At 71.6% G+C, this 19,235-nt stretch carries 18 protein-coding genes and 1 pseudogene; 10 read left to right on the forward strand and 9 right to left on the reverse strand.

Translation table 11 applies throughout. From position 1 onward, the window contains the following. Positions 1-144 precede the first annotated feature (144 nt). Positions 145-986: pseudogene (locus tag IE277_RS47560) on the reverse strand (transposase); the annotation flags it as partial. Positions 987-1,734: 748 nt separating this feature from the next. Next, positions 1,735-2,301, reverse strand: coding sequence for a TetR/AcrR family transcriptional regulator (locus IE277_RS28515; protein ID WP_189956579.1), 567 nt, complete (start codon positions 2,299-2,301; stop codon positions 1,735-1,737). 151 nt (positions 2,302-2,452) lie between these two features. Between IE277_RS28515 and IE277_RS28520 the strand changes: the two genes are divergently transcribed. Together IE277_RS28520 and IE277_RS28525 are read left to right on the forward strand one after the other, a co-directional pair. Beyond that, on the forward strand, positions 2,453-3,922 hold the full coding sequence (locus IE277_RS28520) for an MFS transporter (RefSeq protein WP_189956580.1): 1,470 nt from the start codon (positions 2,453-2,455) through the stop codon (positions 3,920-3,922). Positions 3,923-4,038: 116 nt separating this feature from the next. Next, on the forward strand, positions 4,039-4,872 hold the full coding sequence (locus IE277_RS28525) for an oxidoreductase (protein WP_373310901.1): 834 nt from the start codon (positions 4,039-4,041) through the stop codon (positions 4,870-4,872). A gap of 49 nt (positions 4,873-4,921) precedes the next feature. Here the strand turns inward: IE277_RS28525 and IE277_RS28530 are convergent, their stop codons facing one another. The 7 genes from IE277_RS28530 to IE277_RS28560 form a co-directional block, all read right to left on the reverse strand. Next, positions 4,922-6,301, reverse strand: a complete 1,380-nt coding sequence (locus IE277_RS28530; protein ID WP_189956582.1) for an amino acid permease — start codon at positions 6,299-6,301, stop codon at positions 4,922-4,924. 162 nt (positions 6,302-6,463) lie between these two features. Continuing rightward, complete coding sequence (locus tag IE277_RS28535; protein ID WP_189956583.1) at positions 6,464-7,168, reverse strand: GntR family transcriptional regulator; 705 nt, start codon at positions 7,166-7,168, stop codon at positions 6,464-6,466. A 101-nt stretch (positions 7,169-7,269) separates the two neighbouring features. Next, positions 7,270-8,271, reverse strand: a complete 1,002-nt coding sequence (locus IE277_RS28540) for a proline racemase family protein (protein ID WP_189956584.1) — start codon at positions 8,269-8,271, stop codon at positions 7,270-7,272. 87 nt (positions 8,272-8,358) lie between these two features. Next, positions 8,359-9,255 carry a dihydrodipicolinate synthase family protein gene (locus tag IE277_RS28545; protein WP_189956585.1) on the reverse strand — a complete coding sequence of 299 codons (897 nt, stop codon included), beginning with the start codon at positions 9,253-9,255 and terminating at the stop codon, positions 8,359-8,361. 45 nt (positions 9,256-9,300) lie between these two features. Then, positions 9,301-10,701, reverse strand: coding sequence for an NAD(P)/FAD-dependent oxidoreductase (locus IE277_RS28550; protein WP_189956586.1), 1,401 nt, complete (start codon positions 10,699-10,701; stop codon positions 9,301-9,303). Beyond that, complete coding sequence (locus tag IE277_RS28555) at positions 10,694-10,996, reverse strand: (2Fe-2S)-binding protein (RefSeq protein WP_189956587.1); 303 nt, start codon at positions 10,994-10,996, stop codon at positions 10,694-10,696. The genes IE277_RS28550 and IE277_RS28555 overlap by 8 nt, the downstream gene beginning before the upstream one ends. Next, a complete protein-coding gene (locus tag IE277_RS28560; RefSeq protein WP_189956588.1) occupies positions 10,993-12,243 on the reverse strand; it encodes an NAD(P)/FAD-dependent oxidoreductase in 1,251 nt (416 codons plus the stop codon). Before IE277_RS28560 ends, IE277_RS28555 begins: the two co-directional genes overlap by 4 nt. A gap of 226 nt (positions 12,244-12,469) precedes the next feature. On the opposite strand from IE277_RS28560, the gene IE277_RS49655 reads away from it, so the two are divergent. The 8 genes from IE277_RS49655 to IE277_RS28590 all read left to right on the forward strand — a co-directional run bounded on the left by IE277_RS49655 (position 12,470) and on the right by IE277_RS28590 (position 19,213). Next, complete coding sequence (locus IE277_RS49655; RefSeq protein ID WP_373310902.1) at positions 12,470-12,562, forward strand: putative leader peptide; 93 nt, start codon at positions 12,470-12,472, stop codon at positions 12,560-12,562. Between the two features lie 76 nt (positions 12,563-12,638). After that, positions 12,639-13,526: a glutathione S-transferase C-terminal domain-containing protein gene (locus IE277_RS28565; RefSeq protein WP_189956589.1), complete on the forward strand. Its 888-nt coding sequence runs from the start codon at positions 12,639-12,641 to the stop codon at positions 13,524-13,526. Between the two features lie 148 nt (positions 13,527-13,674). Then, on the forward strand, positions 13,675-13,824 hold the full coding sequence (locus IE277_RS28570) for a hypothetical protein (RefSeq protein WP_189956590.1): 150 nt from the start codon (positions 13,675-13,677) through the stop codon (positions 13,822-13,824). A gap of 177 nt (positions 13,825-14,001) precedes the next feature. Next, a complete protein-coding gene (locus IE277_RS28575; protein ID WP_189956591.1) occupies positions 14,002-14,982 on the forward strand; it encodes an amino acid ABC transporter permease in 981 nt (326 codons plus the stop codon). Between the two features lie 161 nt (positions 14,983-15,143). After that, a complete protein-coding gene (locus IE277_RS28580) occupies positions 15,144-16,163 on the forward strand; it encodes an ABC transporter substrate-binding protein (protein WP_189956592.1) in 1,020 nt (339 codons plus the stop codon). Positions 16,164-16,296: 133 nt separating this feature from the next. Beyond that, positions 16,297-16,407 (forward strand): putative leader peptide, encoded by a 111-nt coding sequence (locus tag IE277_RS49660; RefSeq protein ID WP_373310903.1) that lies wholly within the window; start codon positions 16,297-16,299, stop codon positions 16,405-16,407. Positions 16,408-16,578: 171 nt separating this feature from the next. Further along, on the forward strand, positions 16,579-17,781 hold the full coding sequence (locus IE277_RS28585; protein ID WP_189956593.1) for an LLM class flavin-dependent oxidoreductase: 1,203 nt from the start codon (positions 16,579-16,581) through the stop codon (positions 17,779-17,781). A 25-nt stretch (positions 17,782-17,806) separates the two neighbouring features. Beyond that, a complete protein-coding gene (locus IE277_RS28590; protein WP_189956594.1) occupies positions 17,807-19,213 on the forward strand; it encodes an NtaA/DmoA family FMN-dependent monooxygenase in 1,407 nt (468 codons plus the stop codon). Positions 19,214-19,235 lie beyond the last annotated feature (22 nt).

Consider the following 19,235-nt stretch of genomic DNA (forward strand, 5'->3'; position numbering starts at 1 on the left):
CGTACTTGTCTCCGACGCGGTCGCGCACCCGGCCCGTGAAGGCGGTGTGGTCGATCTCGTCGAAGCACGCCGTGATGTCCGCCTCCAGGACCCAGTGATTCCCAATGTGGATTGTCAAGCCTGATGTGACGCCTGGTGTGGTGGCTATGCCGCTGCGTGGTCGGGCCGAGGTGGCTCGACGGTGAAGGTGCGTTGGTCGCGTATGAGCGCCCACAGCACGTCGAGGCGCCGCCGGGCGAGTGCGAGCACGGCCTGCTTGTGTGTCTTCTTTTCATGGCGTTTGCGCTGGTAGAAGGCATGTGAGGCGGGGCAGCAGCGGGCGGCGACTTGAGTGGACAGGTAGAAGACACGCAGGAGTCGGCGATGGTAGCGGCGAGGGCGGCGCATGTTGCCGCTGATCTTCCCGGAGTCCTTCGGGACCGGGGCCAGGCCGGCAACGCCGGCCAGGCGCCCTGCGCTGCCGAAAGAGGCGATGTCTCCACCGGTGCGGGCAACCGACTCGGCGCCGAGCAGGGTGCCGATGCCGGGCATGCTGGTGATCGCCTCGGCGTGCCGGTGCTCGCGCAACCGGGCCTCGATCTGCGTATCGATGCGGGCGATCTCCTGGTCCAGGTCTGTGACCGCTCGAGTCAGCGTGCATGCCATGGCCGCGGCCGTCTTCTCGCCGGGTACCTGGGTGTGTTGCAGGTTCGCGGCTTCGATCGCTGTGGCCGCGACGGCGGACGCATTGCGGACCTTGCGGTTGGCCAACCAGGCGGCGAGCCGTGACTGGCCCATGCGCCGCAGGCCGGCAGGGTCTGGTAGCCGGCCAGGAGGGTGAGCGCGGCTTTGGAGGTGTTGTAGTCGAAGGCACGCTCAAGGGCCGGAAAGTACTCCAGCAGTTGGGCGCGAAGCCGGTTGATGGCGCGGGTGCGGTCTGCGGACAGGTCGTAGCGGCGGGCGGTGAGGATCCGCAGGTCGACCGCGATCTCGTCCCACTCCTGCAAGGCAGTCGACTCCACCAACTCATGCGGGGGATCCGTGGCGCCGCGCTCTTCGAGTAGATCGCGGATGGTGACCGCCAGATGCCTCCAGACCCGGCGGTGGTTCTGGCCTAAAACTGGGAGCCGCCTCAGAAGATCACGCTCACTCTTCTGGGCGGTGGCGTAGGCAGCTAGGCTCCGCAGAACCTCCAGCCCATGAACCGGACCTGTGGTTCATGCACGTATTCCGAAAGCTTGCCGTTGTGTCCGTGATCGATCGCCGCGGACCTCTGTAGGAGGAGCCGGGCGAGACCTCGGGCACCAAGACGAGTTAGCGGTTCGGGGCGCGCTGGTGAGTAGACGAGGCGGCGTCGGTCCCGGCAGTGGTGAGGGAAGCCGGGGGCTTGTGAGCCTGGGGACCAGTTGGGGACCACACGGTGTCAGCAGCACTGAGCGGCACCCACGCCGACGCACGCCCTGCGCCCAAGATTCGCCTGTTATGCCCAGAAAGGGTGGCCACCCCTCACTCCTGGGGGTCAAGGGGTCGCAGGTTCAAATCCTGTCGTCCCGACTTTGCGAAGTCGCAGGTCGGAGGCTATGCCGGAGGAAACCGGCATAGCCTCTTGATCGTTTTTGGGTTGAGGGCGCGGCTCATGACCCGCTCGGCTGAGGGCCGGGCCTATCAGGCAAAGCCCCTGGACAGCCCTGCGAGTTGGGCGATCGAGCCCAAGGGTCGGCACCTTCGTGCTCAGATCCCGCGACCAGGTCGAGGTCACAGCAATCGGTCGACCAGCCCGTCGACGTAGTCCGGGGTGAGCGGGCCCATGCCGAACAGGACGCGGATGTACATCGGGGCCAGCACATGGTCCAGCACGCCGAACGCGTCGGGTGCGTGCTCGCCGCGTTCGCGGGCGCGATCGAGCATGGACTGCAGTTGCCGGGCGCGTTCGGCGAGGAGGTCGTCACGCGCCTGCAGGCCCTGCTGACCGGTGCTCGACAGAGCGACGGACAGGCGCAGCAAGGCCAGACCGTCGGGTCCGGTGATCTCGCGGGCCACTTGGGCCGCGTAAGTGCGCAGGTCGCCGGCCAGACTTCCGGTGTCGGGCATCGGCGACCGCGCGTTGAGGCGGGTGAGCGCCACGTCGCTGAGCAGGGACTCCAGGTTGCCCCACCGGCGGTAGATGCTGCTGTCGGCCACGCCCGCGCGGGCTGCGACGTCGCCGACGGTGAACGTGCCGTAGCCGCGCTCGCTGATCAGTTCGGTGACGGCCTGGTGCACCGCCGCGCCGACCTGGGCGCTGCGCCCGCCGGGTCGCCGGGCTCGCTGTCGCTCGTCCATGCCCCCACCTTAACGCAGTCGGGACTTGCGTTTGTGGGGCGAGTCTCCTTACAGTCGCCTAACGCAGTCAGTGACTGCGTTAGTGCGCCCGGAGGCTGACCGCGTCGGCCGTGGAGAGGCGCAACTACCGATGGAATGGAGAGGAACCCCCATGGCTGCATCGCCTTCGGCCGTAGGCAGTCGACCGAACCGGGCCGTGCTGCTCACCGTGACCTGCCTGGGCCAGTTCATGGTGCTGCTCGACAACACGATCGTTGGAGCGGCGCTGCCCGATATGCAGGACCGGCTGCACATTCAGCTGACCGGTCTGCAGTGGATCGTCGACGCGTATGTGCTGCTGGTCGCCATGCTGCTGCTGTCCGGCGGCGTTTTCGCCGACCGGTTCGGCCGCAAGCGGGTGTACCTGGCCGGTGCGGTGGTGTTCACCGCGGCATCGCTGCTGTGCAGCCTCGCGCCCTCGGTCGGCTGGCTGGTCGCCGGCCGGGTGCTGCAGGGCATCGGGGCCTCGGCGCTGAGCCCCGCCTCGCTGGCCCTGCTCGCCGCCGCGTATCCCGTTCCTCAGGAACGCGTCAAGGCGATCGGGCTGTGGGCCGGATTCAGCGGAATCGGCCTGGCCGCCGGACCTGTGGCCGGCGGCGTACTGGCAGAAGCCTTCGGCTGGCCCGCCATCTTCCTGGTCAATCTGCCCATCGGCGTGATCCTGTTGCTGGTCGGCCTGCGCCACCTCGACGAGTCCCGCAACCCGAGCGCCCCCGCGATCGACATACCGGGGACGGTGCTGTCCGTTCTGGCGGTGGGGGCACTGACCTACGGGCTGATCGAGGGTGGCGCCCGCGGCTGGACCTCACCGGTCATCCTGGGCAGCTTCGCCGCCGCGGTGATCCTCCTCTCCGCCTTCGTCGCCGTCGAAGCACGTCGTTCCGCTCCGATGCTGCCGCTGCGGCTGTTCCGGCAGCGGCTGTTCACCGTGTCCAACACCGCCATGGTCGTGGTGGGGTTCGCGCTCATGGGCTCGTCGTTCTTCTTCTCCCAGTTCTTCGTGTACGTCCAGGGCAGCTCGATCCTGCGTGCCGGCCTGCAAACCCTGCCGGTATCCCTCGCCATGGTGATCGTCAGCCCGTACGCGGGCCGGCTCGCCGCCCGGTACGGCTTCCGCATCGTGGTCACCACCGGCCTGGCCCTGGCCGGAGGGGGGCTGCTGGCGCTGGGCACGGTGCACGCCGACACCGGCTACGGGAACGTGTGGTGGCGGCTGGGAGTCGTCGGCATCGGCTTCGCCCTGACCATGTCCCCGCTGACAGGCGCCGCCATCCAAGCGGTCAGCCCGCAGGAAGGCGGCCTCGCCTCCGGCATCAGCGGCACCACCCGGCAGATCGGCGCGGTGCTCGGCGTGGCGGTACTCGGAGCCGTCGTCCGCACCCGGCAATCCGGCGGCGCCTCCTTGGAGACCGGCCTCGACAGCGCCTTCCTCGCTGCCGGCACCGTCACTTTGGCCACCGCCGTGTTCACCGGCCTGTGGCTGGCGAGGTCCAAGCCCGTGGAAGGCCCGGCGGTGGCCCACCGTTCCACCGATCCAGATGAGGTCACCACGTCGAACGAGGTGTCCGTGAACAGCCGTTGACGGTGACACGGCCACGACGGCCTCACGGACGAGCACGCCGAGAAGCTCGCGCGCGCCGCGCTCGACGGGCTTGTGCGCTCCACCGTCCGACACTTGCGATTCCCATGGAGAGACACATGTCCCGTACGTTTCTCATCACCGGCGTGAGCAGCGGCCTCGGCCGCGCCTTCGCCACCGCCGCCCTCGACGTCGGCCATACCGTGATCGGCACCGTTCGGAACCCGGACCAGATCGCCGCCTTCGAGCAGTTCGCTCCGGGCCGCGCTCACGCCCGCGTGCTGGACGTCACCGACACCGATGCCATCGCGCAGACCGTCGCAGCGGTCGAGGGCACGGTGGGCCCCATCGACGTACTCGTCAACAACGCCGGGTACGGCGTCGAGGGCACCTTCGAGGAAACCCCGCTCGCCACCTTCCGCCATCAGTTCGACGTCAACGTCTTCGGCGTCATCGCGGTCACCCAAGCCGTCCTGCCCCGCATGCGCGAGCGCCGTGCCGGGCACATCCTGTTCGTGACCTCCATGGGGGGTCTGCGCGCGTTCCCCGGCCTGGCCGCCTATCACGGCTCCAAGTTCGCCGTCGAGGGCATCGCGGCCACGCTCGCCGAGGAAGTCGCGCCCCTCGGCATTCACGTCACGGCGATCGAGCCCGGCTCCTTCCGCACCGACTGGGCCGGCCGTTCCATGCACCGCGTAGAGAGCACCATCGCCGACTACGACCCGATCTTCTCCCCGATCCGCGAACGCCGCATCGACATGAGCGGTCAGCAGCCCGGCGATCCCGTCCGAGCCGGCCGCGCCCTGCTCGCCGTCGTGGAGGCCGAAAAGCCGCCGACCCACCTCATCCTCGGCAGCGACGCCCTCCGCCTCGTCGCCGACGCCCGCTCCGCCTTCGATGCGGAGACAGCCGCCTGGAACGAGTTGTCGAGGTCCACCGACTATCGAGGGTGACGCGGAAGCCGAGTTCGTCGGACCGGGAGACGGCTCGGTGCGCGGCCCGTCACCGGCGGCGGGCCGCCAGTATCGCGTAGACGAGGACTCCGGCGAACAGGAAGAGCGCGCCCTGGTACACCGCCGCGTAACCGGCGCCGGCCATCAGCCAGATGGAGAAGGCGGCCGCGGTCGCGGTGATCACCGAGTCCCGCGCCAGTCGGGCGCGGTCCACCGCGTCGCGCCGGCCGGAGACGAGGTGGAAGATCTGCGCGGCCGTGGCCAGCAGATACGGCACGGTCGCGGTGAACGTGGTGACGAGGACCAGGACGTCGAAGACCTTCGCCGAGCCCGAGAGGTAGTTGTACGCGGTCAGCAGGGAGGAGAGGACCACCGTGACGGCGACGCCGACGATGGGCACGCCCCGGCGGCGGTGGGCGAACGCGGCCGGGAACAGGCCGTCCTTGGCCGCGGCATACGGTGTCTGGGCACTCAGCAGCGTCCAGCCGTTGAGGCATCCGGTCATCGACACCAGCGCCGCCAATGCCACCGCAGTACCGCCCCAACTGCCGCCGAACATCGCGTTCACAGCGTCGGAGAAGGGGGCCGTGGAGGCCACCAGCCGGTCGTGGGCGACCGTCCCGAACACGGAGAGCGTGCCCAGCAGATAGACCAGCGCGGCGCCCGCGGTGCCGATGACGGTGGCGCGCCCCACGTTGCGGCGGGCGTTCCTCACCTCGCCGGCGCTCACGGCGGCGGACTCCACCCCGAGGTAGGAGAAGAGCAGCAGGGCGGCGGAGGCGGAGACCGCGCCGACGGCGCTGTGACCACTGGAGTTGAACGGGCCGAGCCGGGACGGATCGAAGAAGAAGAGGCCGCCCACGGCGACGAGGAGCAGCGGCACGAACTTCAGGACCGTCGACACCAGCTGGACCGCGCCCACGTACCGGGTGCCGGCGAAGTTGGCGAGGGCGGGCAGCCACTGCAGCGCCAGGGCGGCCAGACATATGGTCCAGCGATGGCCGCCCAGCGGGATCAGCACGCCGAGGTAGCCGACGGCGGCGACGGCGAGCGCCGCGTTCGACACCCAGGTGGTGATCCAGTACGACCATGCGGCGAGGAAGCCCGCGAAGTCGCCGAAGGCCTCACGGGCGTAGACGTACGGGCCGCCGGTGCGCGGGTCGCGGGCGGCGAGCCGGCCGAAGACCAGGGCGAGGGCGATGGCGCCGACGGTCAGGACGGCGAAGGCGACCAGGCTGACCGTGCCGTACGGCGCGATGGAGGCGGGGAGCAGGAAGATGCCGCCGCCGATGATGTTGCCCATGACCAGCGCGGTGGCCACCGGCAGTCCGAAGCGCCGGGCATGCTTGCTGGTGGCGGCCGCTGCGGAGACCTCGTCGGTCTCCGAGGGGGCCGGAGCCGACGGCGGGACGGTTCCGGTGACGTGCATGGGGGGTGGACCTCTCATCGAACAGACGTCCCGGGATCGCCGGGACCCCGTCATGCTCCGGGAAGCTCCCGTCCACCACAAAATCGCCGGTTCTTGTGGCGCAGAGCCCTGCCGATGGAGAAGAAAGTGCGCTGAAATAGCATCGGTGCCGCAAAATATCCGCTAGCCGTGTTCCGTTCCCTCTGCCCACAGGCTGCGTACATGACCCAGATGGCGCGTCATGATCGCGTGTACGGCCTTCTCGTCCTGTTCCAGCAGGGCGTCGAGGAGCTCCAGATGTTCCTCGGCCGAGGCGAGCAGCCGGCCGGCCCGCACCAGCGCCGTCAGGCCATAGAGACGGGAGCGGCCGCGCAGGTCGGCCACCACCTCGACGAGATGGGCGTTGCCCGCCAGGGCGAGCAGCCCCAGGTGGAAGCGGGTGTCGGCCTCGACATAGGAGATCAGGTCGCCCGCTACCGCCGCGGTGACGATCTCCCGGGCCGCCGGGCGCAGCGCCTCCAGCGAGACCCGGTCGGCGGTGCGGGCCAGGGCGACCACGGTGGGGATCTCGATGAGCGCGCGGATGTGCGTGTACTCGTCCAGTTGCCGGTCGGAGACCACGGTGACCCGGAAGCCCTTGTTCGGCACGGTGTCGACCAGGCCCTCCTTGGCCAGATCCAGCATCGCCTCCCGCACCGGCGTCGCGGACACGCCGAAGCGGGTGGCGAGCGAGGGCGCGGAGTAGACCTCGCCCGGCCGCAGCTCGCCCGCGATCAGCGCGGCGCGCAGCGCGTCGGCGACCCGCTCGCGGTAGCTGCTGCGCCGGCCGCCCAGCCGGGGGAGCGCGGGCAGCCCGGAGTCCGCCGGGTCCCGCATGTTCTGTGCCATGTCACGCATCACCGCATGAGTCTAGAGCAGTTACGGGAACCTCTGGGGGACTGCTCAGAGCACTCCCCAGAGCATTCGCCAGAGGACTCCTCACAGGACTCCTAGAGGACGAAGCCCTCCGGGAAGGGGTCGGTGGGGTCGAGGAGATACTGCGCGGTACCGGTGATCCAGGCGCGGCCGGTGAAGCTGGGCAGGACCGCCGGGACGCCCGCCACCTGCGTCGTACCGAGCAGGCGTCCGGTGAACCGGGTCCCGATGAAAGACTCGTTCACGAACTCGGTGTGCAACGGCAGTTCGCCGCGCGCATGCAGTTGTGCCATGCGCGCGCTCGTGCCCGTGCCGCACGGCGAGCGGTCGAACCAGCCCGGGTGGATGACCATGGCGTGCCGCGAGCGGCGTGCGGTGGCGCCGGGCGCGTAGAGATGGACGTGGTGACAGCCGTGGATGGAGGGGTCCTCGGGATGCACCGGTTCCGCCTCGGAGTTGATCGCCTCCATCAGGGACAGTCCGGCCGCGAGGATGTCGTCCTTGCGGGCCCGGTCGAAGGGCAGCGCGAAGGCGTCGAGGGGCAGGATCGCGTAAAAGTTGCCGCCGTAGGCGAGGTCGTAGGTGACCGTACGGCCGTCGGGCAGGGTGATCTTGCGGTCCAGGGCGACGGCGAACGACGGCACGTTCCTCAGGGTCACGTTCCGCGCGGCCCCGTCCTCCACCGCCACCTCGGCGACCACCGGCCCCGCCGGGGTGTCGAGCCGGATGGTGGTCACCGGCTCCACGACCTCCACCATGCCGGTCTCGACCAGCACCGTCGCCACCCCGATGGTGCCGTGCCCGCACATCGGCAGATAGCCGGAGACCTCGATGTAGAGGACGCCCCAGTCGCAGTCGGGGCGGCTCGGCGGCTGCAGGATCGCGCCGCTCATCGCGGAGTGCCCGCGCGGCTCGTTCATCAGCAACTGCTTGACGGAGTCGCGGTGTTCACGGAAGTACAGCCGCCGTTCGTTCATCGTCGCACCCGGTACGGTGCCGATCCCGCCGGTGATCACCCGGGTCGGCATGCCCTCGGTGTGCGAGTCGACGGCGTGCAGCACGAGCTTGCTGCGCATGCTTCTTGAGCCTCCTGGTCTCTCTGTGTCTCTCCGTGTCCCTCTTGGCCGTGTCCCTCTTGGCCGTGTCTGTCTCGGCCGGATGTCTCAGCCGAGGCCCGCAGCGACGGCCTTCTCGGTGGCCGCGCGCACCGCGGCCTCCTGCTCGGGCGGGAGCGGGACGCGCGGCGGGCGCACCGGGCCGCCGTACCGGCCGACGATGTCCATGGACAACTTGATCGCCTGCACGAACTCCACCCGTGAGTCCCAGCGCAGCAGCGGGTGCAGCTGCCGGTACAGGGGGAGCGCGGTGGCGAGGTCGCCGGCCGTCGCCGCCCGGTACAGCTCGACCGAGGCCCGCGGCAGCGCGTTCGGGTAGCCGGCTACCCAGCCCTTGGCACCGGCCACCGCCAGCTCCAGCAGGACGTCGTCGGCGCCGGTCAACAGGTCCAGATCCGGGGCGAGTTCGGCGATGCGGTAGGCGCGGCGGACATCGCCGGAGAACTCCTTGACCGCGTGGACGAGGCCCTCGCCGTGCAGCCGGGCGAGGAGTTCGGGCACCAGGTCGACCTTGGTGTCGACCGGGTTGTTGTACGCCACCACCGGCAGCCCCGCGCGGGCGACCTCGGCGTAGTGGGCGAGGACGGCGCGCTCGTCGGCGCGGTAGGCGTTGGGCGGCAGCAGCATCACCGAGGCACAGCCGGCCGCGGCCGCCTGCTCGGCCCAGCGCCGGGCCTCCGCCGAGCCGTAGGCGGCGACACCCGGCATCACCCGCGCTCCGCCGATCGCCGTGACGGCCGTCTCCACCACCCGGGCTCGCTCCTCGGGGGTGAGCACCTGGTACTCGCCGAGCGAGCCGTTCGGTACGACGCCGTCGCAGCCGTTGGCCACCAGCCAGGCGCAGTGCTCGGCATAGCGGTCGTAGTCGATCGAGTGGTCGTCACGCAGGGGAAGGGCGGTGGCGACGAGGACGCCGCGCCAGGGGCGGTTCGGTGCGTGGATCATGAGTGATCACCCATCCAATGAGGTGTGACATATTACTGATTCTGGTCAGGCGTCCGGAAGTCCGGCCAGGACGCCGAGCGGCACCGGCCGGGCGAACGGGCGGCGGTCCGCGGTGAGCGGGCAGCCGGTCAGGCCGGCCACCGCCGGCGCGCACATCCGGCCCTGGCACCAGCCCATCCCGGCCCGCGTGAGCAGCTTCACGGTGCGCAGATCGCCCGCGCCGAGCGCATCGGCGGCCGTACGGACCGTACCGGCCGTGACCTCCTCGCAGCGGCACACCACCGTGTCGCCCGTGAGCCGCTCCGCCCAGCCCGCGGGTGGCCCGTACGCCGCGTCCAGTGCCGTGAAGAACCTCCGCAGCCGGCTCCTGGACCGGGCGGCCGCCGCCCAGGAGCGCGGGTCGGGGGCCCTGCCGTCCAGGCGGGCGGCGATCGAGCGGCCGGCGATGTGCCCCTCGGCGAGCGCGAGCGCCGCGCCGCCGATGCCGGTGGTCTCGCCGGCGGCCCAGACCCCGGGCACGTCGGTGCGCTGCTCGTCGTCGGCCCGTACGGCCGTGCCCTCCGTCCCGGCCAGGGTGCAGCCGAGCGTCCCGGCGAGGTCGGTGTGCGCCAGCATGCCGTGTCCGACGGCGAGGGTGTCGCACGGGACGCGGTGCGCGCTGCCGGGCCTGATCCGCCCGTCCCGCCGCAGCGCGGCGACGCTGACCGCTTCCAGCCGGTCGGTGCCGTGTGCCTCCAGCACGGTGTGCCCGGTCAGGACGCGGACCTTGTGGCGCGCCAACCGCCCTGCGTACCAGGCGCCTTCGGCGAGTTTCGCGGGCTGCGCGGCCAGGGCCGGAGCGTGGCGCAGCAGGGCGGCGGGACCGGCGGACTCCACGAGCGCGGCCACCCGAGCTCCGGCGGCGGCGAGCCCCGTGGCCACCGGTAGCAGCAGGGGGCCGGTGCCGGCGACCACGACCGTGCGGCCGGGCAGCACCAGACCGCCCTTGAGCATGGCCTGCGCGCCGCCCGCGGTGACGACACCGGGGAGCGTCCAGCCCGGAAAGGGCAGGACACGCTCGTAGCCGCCGGTGGCCAGCAGTACGGCGTCGGCGCGGACGGTGACTCCCTCCTCCTGTGCGGGGCCGAGCAGGGCGTGCACCGCGAAGGAGGGACCCGGCGCGCGCTGGACGGACCAGACATGATGGTCCGTCAGATGAGTGATCCGTCCGCTGGAGACGTGCCGTTCGAGGCCGTCCCGGAGCCGCTCCCAGGTGTGCCACTGGTGGTGCAGGGCCTTTGGGCGGCGGGCGCCGAGGGGGCGGGCGGGCTGCCGGTAGAACTGGCCGCCCGCCTGCTCGGCCGCGTCGACGAGGGTGACCCGCACCCCCCGTTCGGCCGCCGCCAGCGCCCCGGCGAGACCCGCCGGGCCCGCCCCGACGACGGCGAGGTGCGCGCGCTCAGTCATCGTCCCGTCCCGTTCCCTCCTGTGTGCGGATCACATCGCCCGGCTGGACCGGCACCAGGCAAGCCCGCCTGTTCGGCCGGCCGTTGACGCTCACCAGGCAGTCGAAGCACACCCCGATCCCGCAGAAGACCCCACGCGGCCGGCCGGCGCCGCGGGTGCTGCGCCAGGCCGTCACGCCCGCCGCCCACAGCGCCGCCGCGACCGTCTGTCCGGGCAGCGCCGGGACGGGACGGTCGTCGAAGAGGACGGTGAAGGCCTCGCCCGGCCGGGCCCGGGCCAGCTCCAGGGGATTCACGGTGTGTCGCCTCCGTCGGTGTCGGATTCGCCGGTGTCGGAATCGGCTGCGTCGGAATCGTCGGTGCCGGAATCGTCGGTGCCGGAATCGCCGGTGTCGGATCCGTCGTTGTCGAACCGCTCCGGCCGGAACGGTGTGAGGTCCAGTTCCGGTGTCTTTCCGGTGAGCGTCTGGGCGATCAACTGCCCGGTGCCGGTGGCGAGTCCGATGCCGGCGCCCTCGTGCCCACAGGCGTGGAACAGTCCCGGCGCACGGGGATCCGGACCGATCGCCGGGAGGTGGTCGGGCAGATACGGCCGGAAACCCGCGTACGTGCGCAGCGCGCGCACCCGCTCCAGGAACGGGAACAGCCCGATCGCCCCGGCTGCGAGCGCCCGTACCGCCGCGAGCGACAGCGAGCGGTCGAAACCGACCCGCTCCCGGCTCGCGCCGATCAGCACCGGCCCGGCGGCCGTGCCCTCCACCACCGGCGAGGTGCGCAAGGAGGCCGAGTCGCTCGCGACGTCGGCCACATAGTCCGCGGCGTACACCTTGTGCCGGACCATCCGCGGCAGCGGCTCCGTGACCAGTACGAAGCCGCGCCGGGGAAGCACCGGGAGCCGGACGCCGGCGAGCGCCGCGAGATCGCCGCCCCAGGTGCCGGCCGCGTTCACCACCGCCGGCGCGTGCAGCTCGCCCCGGTCGGTGCGGACTCCGGCCAGCGCGCCGTCCGCCGTGCGCAGCATCCCGGTCACGGTCCAGCCCGTGTGCACGGGGGCGCCGGAGGCGCGGAGCAGATGGGCGGCGGCGAGGGCGGGCATGACCTGGGCGTCCTGCGGATAGTGCATCCCGCCCGCCATGCCGTCGGCCAAGTGCGGTTCCAGCGAGGCCAGTTGATCCGCCGGGACCGGGTCGGCCCGGACTCCCGCGCGCCGCTGGCCGCCGGCGAAGGCGCGCAGCGCGGTGAGGGTCTCGGGGGCCGAGGCGACCACCAGGCCGCCCTTGGGTTCGTACTCGACGGCCGTACCCAGTTCGTCGCCGAGCCGTGACCACAACCGGGCCGACAGCAGGGCCAGGCCGAGTTCGGGGCCCGGTTCCTTGTCGGAGACGAGGAGATTGCCCTCCCCGGCGCCGGTGGTGCCGCCGGCCACCGGGCCCCGGTCCACCACCCGCACATCGAGGCCGGCGCGGGAGGCGTACAACGCACAGGCCGCGCCGACCATGCCGGCTCCGACCACCACGACATCGCAGGTCAGTCGCTTTGCCACGGCAGTACTATGTCACATGTCGCAGATTCTGAGGAGACCTCGCGCTCCTTTGGGGCGGGGCGCACCCCCGGAGTCCTCGGGCGGCCGCACCCCGGAGTCCTCACTGTGGACGCCCTCTTGACGTGGTCCGGAGCCGGATCGACACTCCAGGGAGGGAATCCTAGTGAACAGGTAGGGAATGATGACGCGCCTCGAAACGGTCGTCGGCCGAGGGAGCCGTACGCCGTTGCGCGCCCCCCTGCTCATCTCCCCCCTGCTCACCTCCCGCCGGCACATCGACCTGCAGCGCGTCTGCAGCGCGATCAGCCGCCACCGCTGAGCCGGGCCCCTCGCGCCCGCCGGCCCACGCCGCCCGCCGTCGCGCACCTTCGCATGCCCACCACCCGGGGAGACGTATGTCCATCACTCCGCTCGCCGCCGTCGCGTCCGTCCACCGCTCCGCGCCCGCCTTCCGGGGCCGGATCGGCCGGGACGCGCGCAGCGGCCACTACGCCGTGCCCCACCGCTATCGGCTCCATGTGTCGACCGCCTGTCCCGACGGGCTGCGCCTCGCCGTCGGACACAGCCTGCTCGGCCTGGACACGGCCTGTCCGGTGACATTCCTGCCCGCCGTCCCGGACTGTCCCGGCGACGGCCATTCCGCGCTGCGCCCGCTGTACGAGGCGAGTGCCCACCACTACACCGGCCCGGCCCTCGCGCCCGTGCTCAGCGACGACTGGTCGGGCCGTGTCGTCAGCACCCACGCCCCCGACATCCTGCGCGACCTCGACCGCCTCCCGCGCGCGGGCCGCGGCTCGCTGTACCCGTGCGGCCTGGAGTCCGTGATCGAGGCCGTCGAGCGGATGTGTGCCGAGGGGATCGAGGAGGCCGCTCAGCGCGCCGGACAGGCCGGCGCCGGACCGGCCGAGCGGGCCGCCGCCCTCGATGTGCTCCTCGACACCCTGGGCCGGTTGGAGAACCGGCTCACCGGGGAGGAGTACCTGGCCGACGACCGGCTCACCGCCGCCGACGTCGAACTGTGGGTGGCCCTCGTGCAGTTGGACCTCGTGCACGGCTGTCATCTCGACGCCTCCGCCGTGCACCGCATCGCCGGCCACCGCGCGCTGTGGACCTACGCCCGCCGGCTGAGCGCCCATCCGGCCTTCGGCCGCCATCTCGACCCCGACGGCATCTCCCGCCGCCATCAAGACCGTTGCCAGGGCCTGGAGGCCGCCGGAGCCGCCGTGCCGATCCTGGACTGGGCGGGCCTCTTGGCGGAGGCCGAGCGCGGGTACCACGGGTGAGGGTCTCCTGGTGAGGGCCCAGGGGTGACGTCCACTGCGCGGACGGCCGTTGACATCCGAACGCGCGACTGCCTTAACTTACGGCTCGGCATGGGCCTTCGGTGAGCGCGAGGGCCCCGCGAGGGCCAAGACAGTGACAGGTGACGCCATGGACGCAGTGTTCCGGACGGCCGTGAGCCGCCCGCACGGCTGCGTACGGCCGTCCGCCGGGCTCCTCGTCGCCGACCGTGCCGTCGATCTGCTCCGCGTCAACAGCGCGCTGTGTACCGGGCCGGGCCGTGCCCGCCGCCGGGGCTGACGTCCCTTTCCAGCCAGCGCTCCTGCTCCGGCCCCCGCGTCCCTGATCCAGCCCCCGCGTCCCTGATCCTACCCCCGGTTCCCGCGCGCTGCCGTGCGCCGCCTCGTGTCCTCGTGCCGTCGCGGTTCGCCGCGCGTCCGCCGTGCCCCGGGGTGTCCGACTCTGCCGGAGCCCGTCATGAGCGAACCCCCAGGCGCCGCCGTCTCCCTCGCCGACGCGTCGGCCGCTGACTCACCGTCACAGACTGTTCCCCTCCCGCGTGTTCGGCCGCCGCGCCGCCCCGGACGGTGGATCGCCACCGCCGTCGTCCTCGTGCTGGTCGCGCAGATCCTGCACGGACTGGCCACCAACCCCTTCTACCAGTGGGGCCGTTTCCGCTACTGGTTCCTGCGGCCCACCGTCCTCGACGGACTCCTCGTGACCCTCGAAGTCGCCGCGCTCAGCGCCGTGCTGGGCCTTCTGGGCGGCATCCTGCTGGCCCTCGGCCGGCGGTCGCGCATCCCGGTCCTGCGCGCCGTGAGCTGGACCTACATCTGGCTGTTCCGCTCCGTGCCGCTGATCGTCGTCCTGATCTTCCTCTACAACTTCTCCGCCCTGTACAAGACGTTGAGCCTCGGCGTTCCCTTCGGACCCGCCTTCGTCACCTTCGACGAGTCACGGCTCGCCACCGACCTGACGGTCGCCGTGGCCGGACTCAGCCTCAACGAGGCGGCGTACGCGGCGGAGGTCGTACGCGGCGGCATCCTCTCCGTCGACCAGGGCCAGCACGAGGCGGCGGCCGCGCTCGGCCTGCCCCGGCGCCGCCAGTTCACCCGGATCGTCCTGCCACAGGCCCTGCGCTCCATCGTCCCGAACTATGTCAACCAGCTCATCGGCCTGGTCAAGAGCACCTCGCTGGTGTTCTACGTGTCACTGCTCGACCTGTTCGGCTCCGTGCAGACCATGGGCAGCACCTACCCCGGCGACATCGTGCCGCTGCTGCTGGTCGCCACCGTCTGGTACCTGATCCTCACCAGCGCCGTCTCCGTCGTCCAGTACTACGTCGAGCGGTACTACGCGCGCGGCGCCACCCGCACCCTGCCGCCGACCCCGCTGCAGAGGGCCCGCGCCGGCCTCGGCACGTTCCGGGCCCGGCTGCGCGAGGAGGCCGCCGTATGACGCCGTATGACCCGCATGTCTCTGTATGACGCCGTGTGACGCCGTGTGACGCCGTGTGACGCCGTATGACCGGCATCGACCGCGGCGCGCGCCCCGGCCGGGTCCGCCGGCCGGCTCCCTGACGACCCGACACCACCGAACCGGCAAGGACAAGGACACCCATGCGCAGCCACCTTTCCCGACGCGGCCTCCTGCGCGGCATCACCGCGGCGACCGCCTCCGCCACCCTGGCCACGGGGCTCGCCGCCTGCGGCGGTGACGGCGACGCCGCGGCCACCACCGACGCCGCCGGCAGCGTGACCGTCGGCCGGCTCTCCAACGGCGCCGCCGAGCAGACCACCCTGAAAGTCGGCGAGGTGAAGTCGATCAGCGCGCAACTGCCCGCCTCCGTACGCAGGAGCGGGAAGCTCACCATCGGCGTGGGCGCGCTGCCCGCCGGGTTCGCGCCCCTGGCCTTCGTCGGCAGCGACCAGAAGACCCTCACCGGCACCGAGCCCGACCTCGGCCGGCTGGTCGCCGCCGTGCTCGGGCTGAAGCCAGAGATCTCCGACTTCACCTGGGAGAACCTCTTCGTCGGCATCGACAGCGGCAAGGTCGACGTCGCCTTCTCGAACGTCACCGACACCGAGGAGCGCAAGAAGAAGTACGAGTTCGCCTCCTACCGCAAGGACAACCTCGGCTTCGAGGTGCCGAGGTCCAGCACCTGGAACTTCGACGGTGACTACGCGAGACTCGCCGGCCTGACCGTCGCCGTCGGCTCCGGCACCAACCAGGAGAAGATCCTCCTGGAATGGCAGAAGAAGCTGCGGAGCCAGGGCAAGAGACTCACCGTCACGTACTACCCGGACCGCAACGCCACCTATCTGGCGCTGGACAGCGGCAGGATCGACGCCTTCTTCGGCCCCAACCCGGGTATCGCCTACAACGTCGCCAGGACCGCGGGCACACCGAAGGCGACCCGCGGCGCGGGCACCTTCTCCGGCGCGGGCGAGACACTCCAGGGGCTGATCGCCGCCGCGGCCAGGAAGGACAGCGGGCTCGCCAAGCCCATCGCCGCGGCCGTCGACCACCTGATCGAGAACGGGCAGTACGCCAAGTGGCTCGCCGCCTACCATCTGTCCGACGAGGCCGTCGCCAGGTCCGAGGTCAACCCGCCCGGCCTGCCCGCCGACAACTCCTGAACCCCTGTTGGACCTTCAGGCGGGTCCGCGGTGCGGGAACAACAGGGTCCGCTCGCGCGTTGTGCGCTGTGACGAGATCGGCGAGGCGGTCGCTCAGGAGGCCCGCCCCATCCGACGGACGGAGGTGACGGCAGTGCCCCGGGTCCTCCCGCCGCGCGCCCTGCGTCCCGGCCGCTCCGTCCGGCTGCACTCCCGGCCGCACATAGATCTCCAGCGCGTGTCCGCCGCGCTCTGTCGCCGCTGATCCGGCTCCGGGCCCAGCCAGGCCCGGTCTCCTCCTGCCGCGCTCGCCCGCGCCGGCGCCCGCCCCGCGAGCCGGCGCTCCCGTACGGACATCACGGATATCGCTGACATCACGGATATCGCTGACGTCACGGATGTCACGAGCCTCACGGATATCAAGGAAGGCACCGACGTGTCCTCAACTCCCGCTTCCCCCCTGCATCTTGCCGTCGCCCTGGACGGCACCGGCTGGCACCCCGCCTCCTGGCGCGAGCCGGCCGCCCGCCCCCGGGATCTGTTCACCGCCGGCTACTGGGCCGATCTGGTCGCCGAGGCCGAACGCGGCCTCATCGACTTCGTGACCATCGAGGACGGCCTCGGCCCGCAGTCCTCGCAGGTCCTCGATCCCGACGAGCGCACCGACCAGGTCCGCGGCCGGCTCGACGCGGTCCTCGTCGCTTCCCGCGTCGCCCCCCTCACCCGGCACATAGGCCTGGTGCCGACCGTGGTGTCCACACACACCGAGCCGTTCCACATCTCCAAGGCGATCGCCACCCTCGACTACGTCAGCACCGGCCGCGCCGGGCTGCGCGTGCAGATCAGCGCACGGCCGGACGAGGCCGCCCACTTCGGCCGCCGTACCGTCCACCGGATCGAGCCCCCGGCCGGCCCGGCCGCCCAGGACGCGCTCGCCGAACTGCTGGACGAGGCCGCCGACCATGTGGAGGTGGTGCGCCGCCTCTGGGACAGCTGGGAGGACGACGCCGAGATCCGGGACACGGCGACGGGCCGCTTCATCGACCGGGACAAGCTGCACTACATCGACTTCGAAGGCCGGCACTTCAGCGTCAAGGGCCCCTCGATCACCCCCCGGCCGCCGCAGGGTCAGCCGCTGGTCACCGCCCTCGCCCACGGCTCCGCCGGGTACCGGCTCATCGCCCGCCAGGCCGACGTCGGCTACGTCACCCCGCGCGACGCGGACCAGGCCCGCGCGATCGTCGCCGAGATCCGCGCCGAGCAGCGTACGGCGGGCCGCGCCACCGAGCCCCTGCACCTCTTCGGCGACCTCCTCGTCCTCCTCGACGACAGCGGGGCCGAGGCGGCGGCACGGCGGGAGCGGCTGGACGCGCTCGCGGGCGAACCGTACACCGGTGACGCCCCGGTCTTCACCGGCACCGCCAGCCAACTCGCCGATCTCCTGGAGGAGTTGGCGGGCGGCGGCCTCACCGGGTTCCGGCTGCGGCCCGCCGTCGCCGGTCACGACCTGCCCCGCGTCACCCGCGACCTGGTGCCCGAACTCCAGCGCCGGGGCCGCTTCCGTAACGCCTACGAGGCGGGCACCCTGCGCGGACTGCTCGGCCTCGCCCGCCCCGCCAACCGCTACGCGGCAGCCTGAAGCCGGAGAGGACGACCGAACCCCCATGAGCAAGCCGCTGAAGCAGATCCACCTTGCCGCCCACTTCCCCGGCGTCAACAACACCACCGTATGGAGCGACCCCGCCGCCGGCAGCCATATCGAGTTCAGCTCCTTCGCGCACTTCGCGCGGACCGCCGAACGCGCCAAGTTCGACTTCCTGTTCCTCGCCGAGGGGCTCAGGCTGCGCGAACAGGGCGGCACCCTCTACGACCTGGACGTCGTCGGCCGCCCCGACACCTTCACGGTGCTCGCCGCGCTGGCCGCCGTCACCGACCGGCTCGGCCTGACCGGCACCATCAACTCCACGTTCAACGAGCCGTACGAGGTGGCCCGCCAGTTCGCGAGCCTCGACCACCTCTCCGCCGGGCGCTCCGCGTGGAACGTCGTCACCTCCTGGGACGCCTTCACCGGCGAGAACTTCCGCCGTGGCGGCTTCCTGCCGCAGCAGGAGCGCTACTCCCGCGCCGAGGAGTTCCTCGCCACCGCGCACGAACTCTTCGACTCCTGGCGCGGCGACGAGATCCTCGCCGACCAGGCCACCGGCACCTTCCTGCGGGACGCGCGGGCCGGCGCCTTCGTGCACCGGGGACAGCACTTCGACATCCACGGCCGGTTCAACGTCCCGCGCTCCCCGCAGGGCCGCCCGGTGATCTTCCAGGCCGGCGACTCCGACGAGGGCCGCGAGTTCGCCGCCTCCAGCGCGGACGCGATCTTCAGCCGGTACGCGACCCTGAAGGAGGGCCAGGCCTTCTACGCCGACGTCAAGGGCCGACTCGACCGGTACGGCCGCCGGCCCGACCAGCTGCTCATCCTGCCCGCCGCGACGTTCGTCCTCGGCGACTCCGACCAGGAGGCCGCCGAACTCGCCCGTGAGGTCCGCCGGCAGCAGGTCAGCGGCGCGACCGCCATCAAGCACCTGGAGTTCGTCTGGAACCGCGACCTGTCGGCCTACGACCCGGAGGGCCCGCTGCCCGACGTCGACCCGGTGGTGAGCGAGGACCACATCTCCCGGGGCCGCGCCCAGGTGCGGATGTACCGGGACCCGATCGCCATCGCCCGTGAATGGCGGCAGCTCGCCGAGGCCAACCAGTGGTCCATCCGCGACCTGGTCATCAACACCGGCAACCGGCAGACCTTCGTCGGCTCACCGGCCACCGTCGCGCGGACCCTCAACGACTTCGTGCAGGCCGACGCCTCCGACGGCTTCATCCTCGTCCCGCACATCACCCCCGGCGGCCTCGACGCCTTCGCCGACACCGTCGTACCCCTGCTGCAGGAACAGGGTGTGTTCCGCGGCGACTACGCGGGCACGACCCTGCGCGACCACCTCGGCCTCGCGCACCCCGACGCGGACACGGACACGGGCACCGGCAGCGGCCCCGCAGTGGCGTCGGAGCGCGCCGCGTCGTGAAGGCCGTACACGCCGGTGTGGC

This window comes from Streptomyces alanosinicus (assembly GCF_014650595.1).
Taxonomy (GTDB): domain Bacteria; phylum Actinomycetota; class Actinomycetes; order Streptomycetales; family Streptomycetaceae; genus Streptomyces; species Streptomyces alanosinicus.

What these genes read in the sequence shown, in the direction of transcription:
- IE277_RS28515 (WP_189956579.1), bottom strand. Translation starts at nt 2,301, where the DNA reads ATGGACGAGCGACAGCGAGCCCGGCGACCCGGCGGGCGCAGCGCCCAG.
- IE277_RS28520 (WP_189956580.1), top strand. Translation starts at nt 2,453, where the DNA reads ATGGCTGCATCGCCTTCGGCCGTAGGCAGTCGACCGAACCGGGCCGTG.
- IE277_RS28525 (WP_373310901.1), top strand. Translation starts at nt 4,039, where the DNA reads ATGTCCCGTACGTTTCTCATCACCGGCGTGAGCAGCGGCCTCGGCCGC.
- IE277_RS28530 (WP_189956582.1), bottom strand. Translation starts at nt 6,301, where the DNA reads ATGCACGTCACCGGAACCGTCCCGCCGTCGGCTCCGGCCCCCTCGGAG.
- IE277_RS28535 (WP_189956583.1), bottom strand. Translation starts at nt 7,168, where the DNA reads ATGGCACAGAACATGCGGGACCCGGCGGACTCCGGGCTGCCCGCGCTC.
- IE277_RS28540 (WP_189956584.1), bottom strand. Translation starts at nt 8,271, where the DNA reads ATGCGCAGCAAGCTCGTGCTGCACGCCGTCGACTCGCACACCGAGGGC.
- IE277_RS28545 (WP_189956585.1), bottom strand. Translation starts at nt 9,255, where the DNA reads ATGATCCACGCACCGAACCGCCCCTGGCGCGGCGTCCTCGTCGCCACC.
- IE277_RS28550 (WP_189956586.1), bottom strand. Translation starts at nt 10,701, where the DNA reads ATGACTGAGCGCGCGCACCTCGCCGTCGTCGGGGCGGGCCCGGCGGGT.
- IE277_RS28565 (WP_189956589.1), top strand. Translation starts at nt 12,639, where the DNA reads ATGTCCATCACTCCGCTCGCCGCCGTCGCGTCCGTCCACCGCTCCGCG.
- IE277_RS28570 (WP_189956590.1), top strand. Translation starts at nt 13,675, where the DNA reads ATGGACGCAGTGTTCCGGACGGCCGTGAGCCGCCCGCACGGCTGCGTA.
- IE277_RS28575 (WP_189956591.1), top strand. Translation starts at nt 14,002, where the DNA reads ATGAGCGAACCCCCAGGCGCCGCCGTCTCCCTCGCCGACGCGTCGGCC.
- IE277_RS28580 (WP_189956592.1), top strand. Translation starts at nt 15,144, where the DNA reads ATGCGCAGCCACCTTTCCCGACGCGGCCTCCTGCGCGGCATCACCGCG.
- IE277_RS28590 (WP_189956594.1), top strand. Translation starts at nt 17,807, where the DNA reads ATGAGCAAGCCGCTGAAGCAGATCCACCTTGCCGCCCACTTCCCCGGC.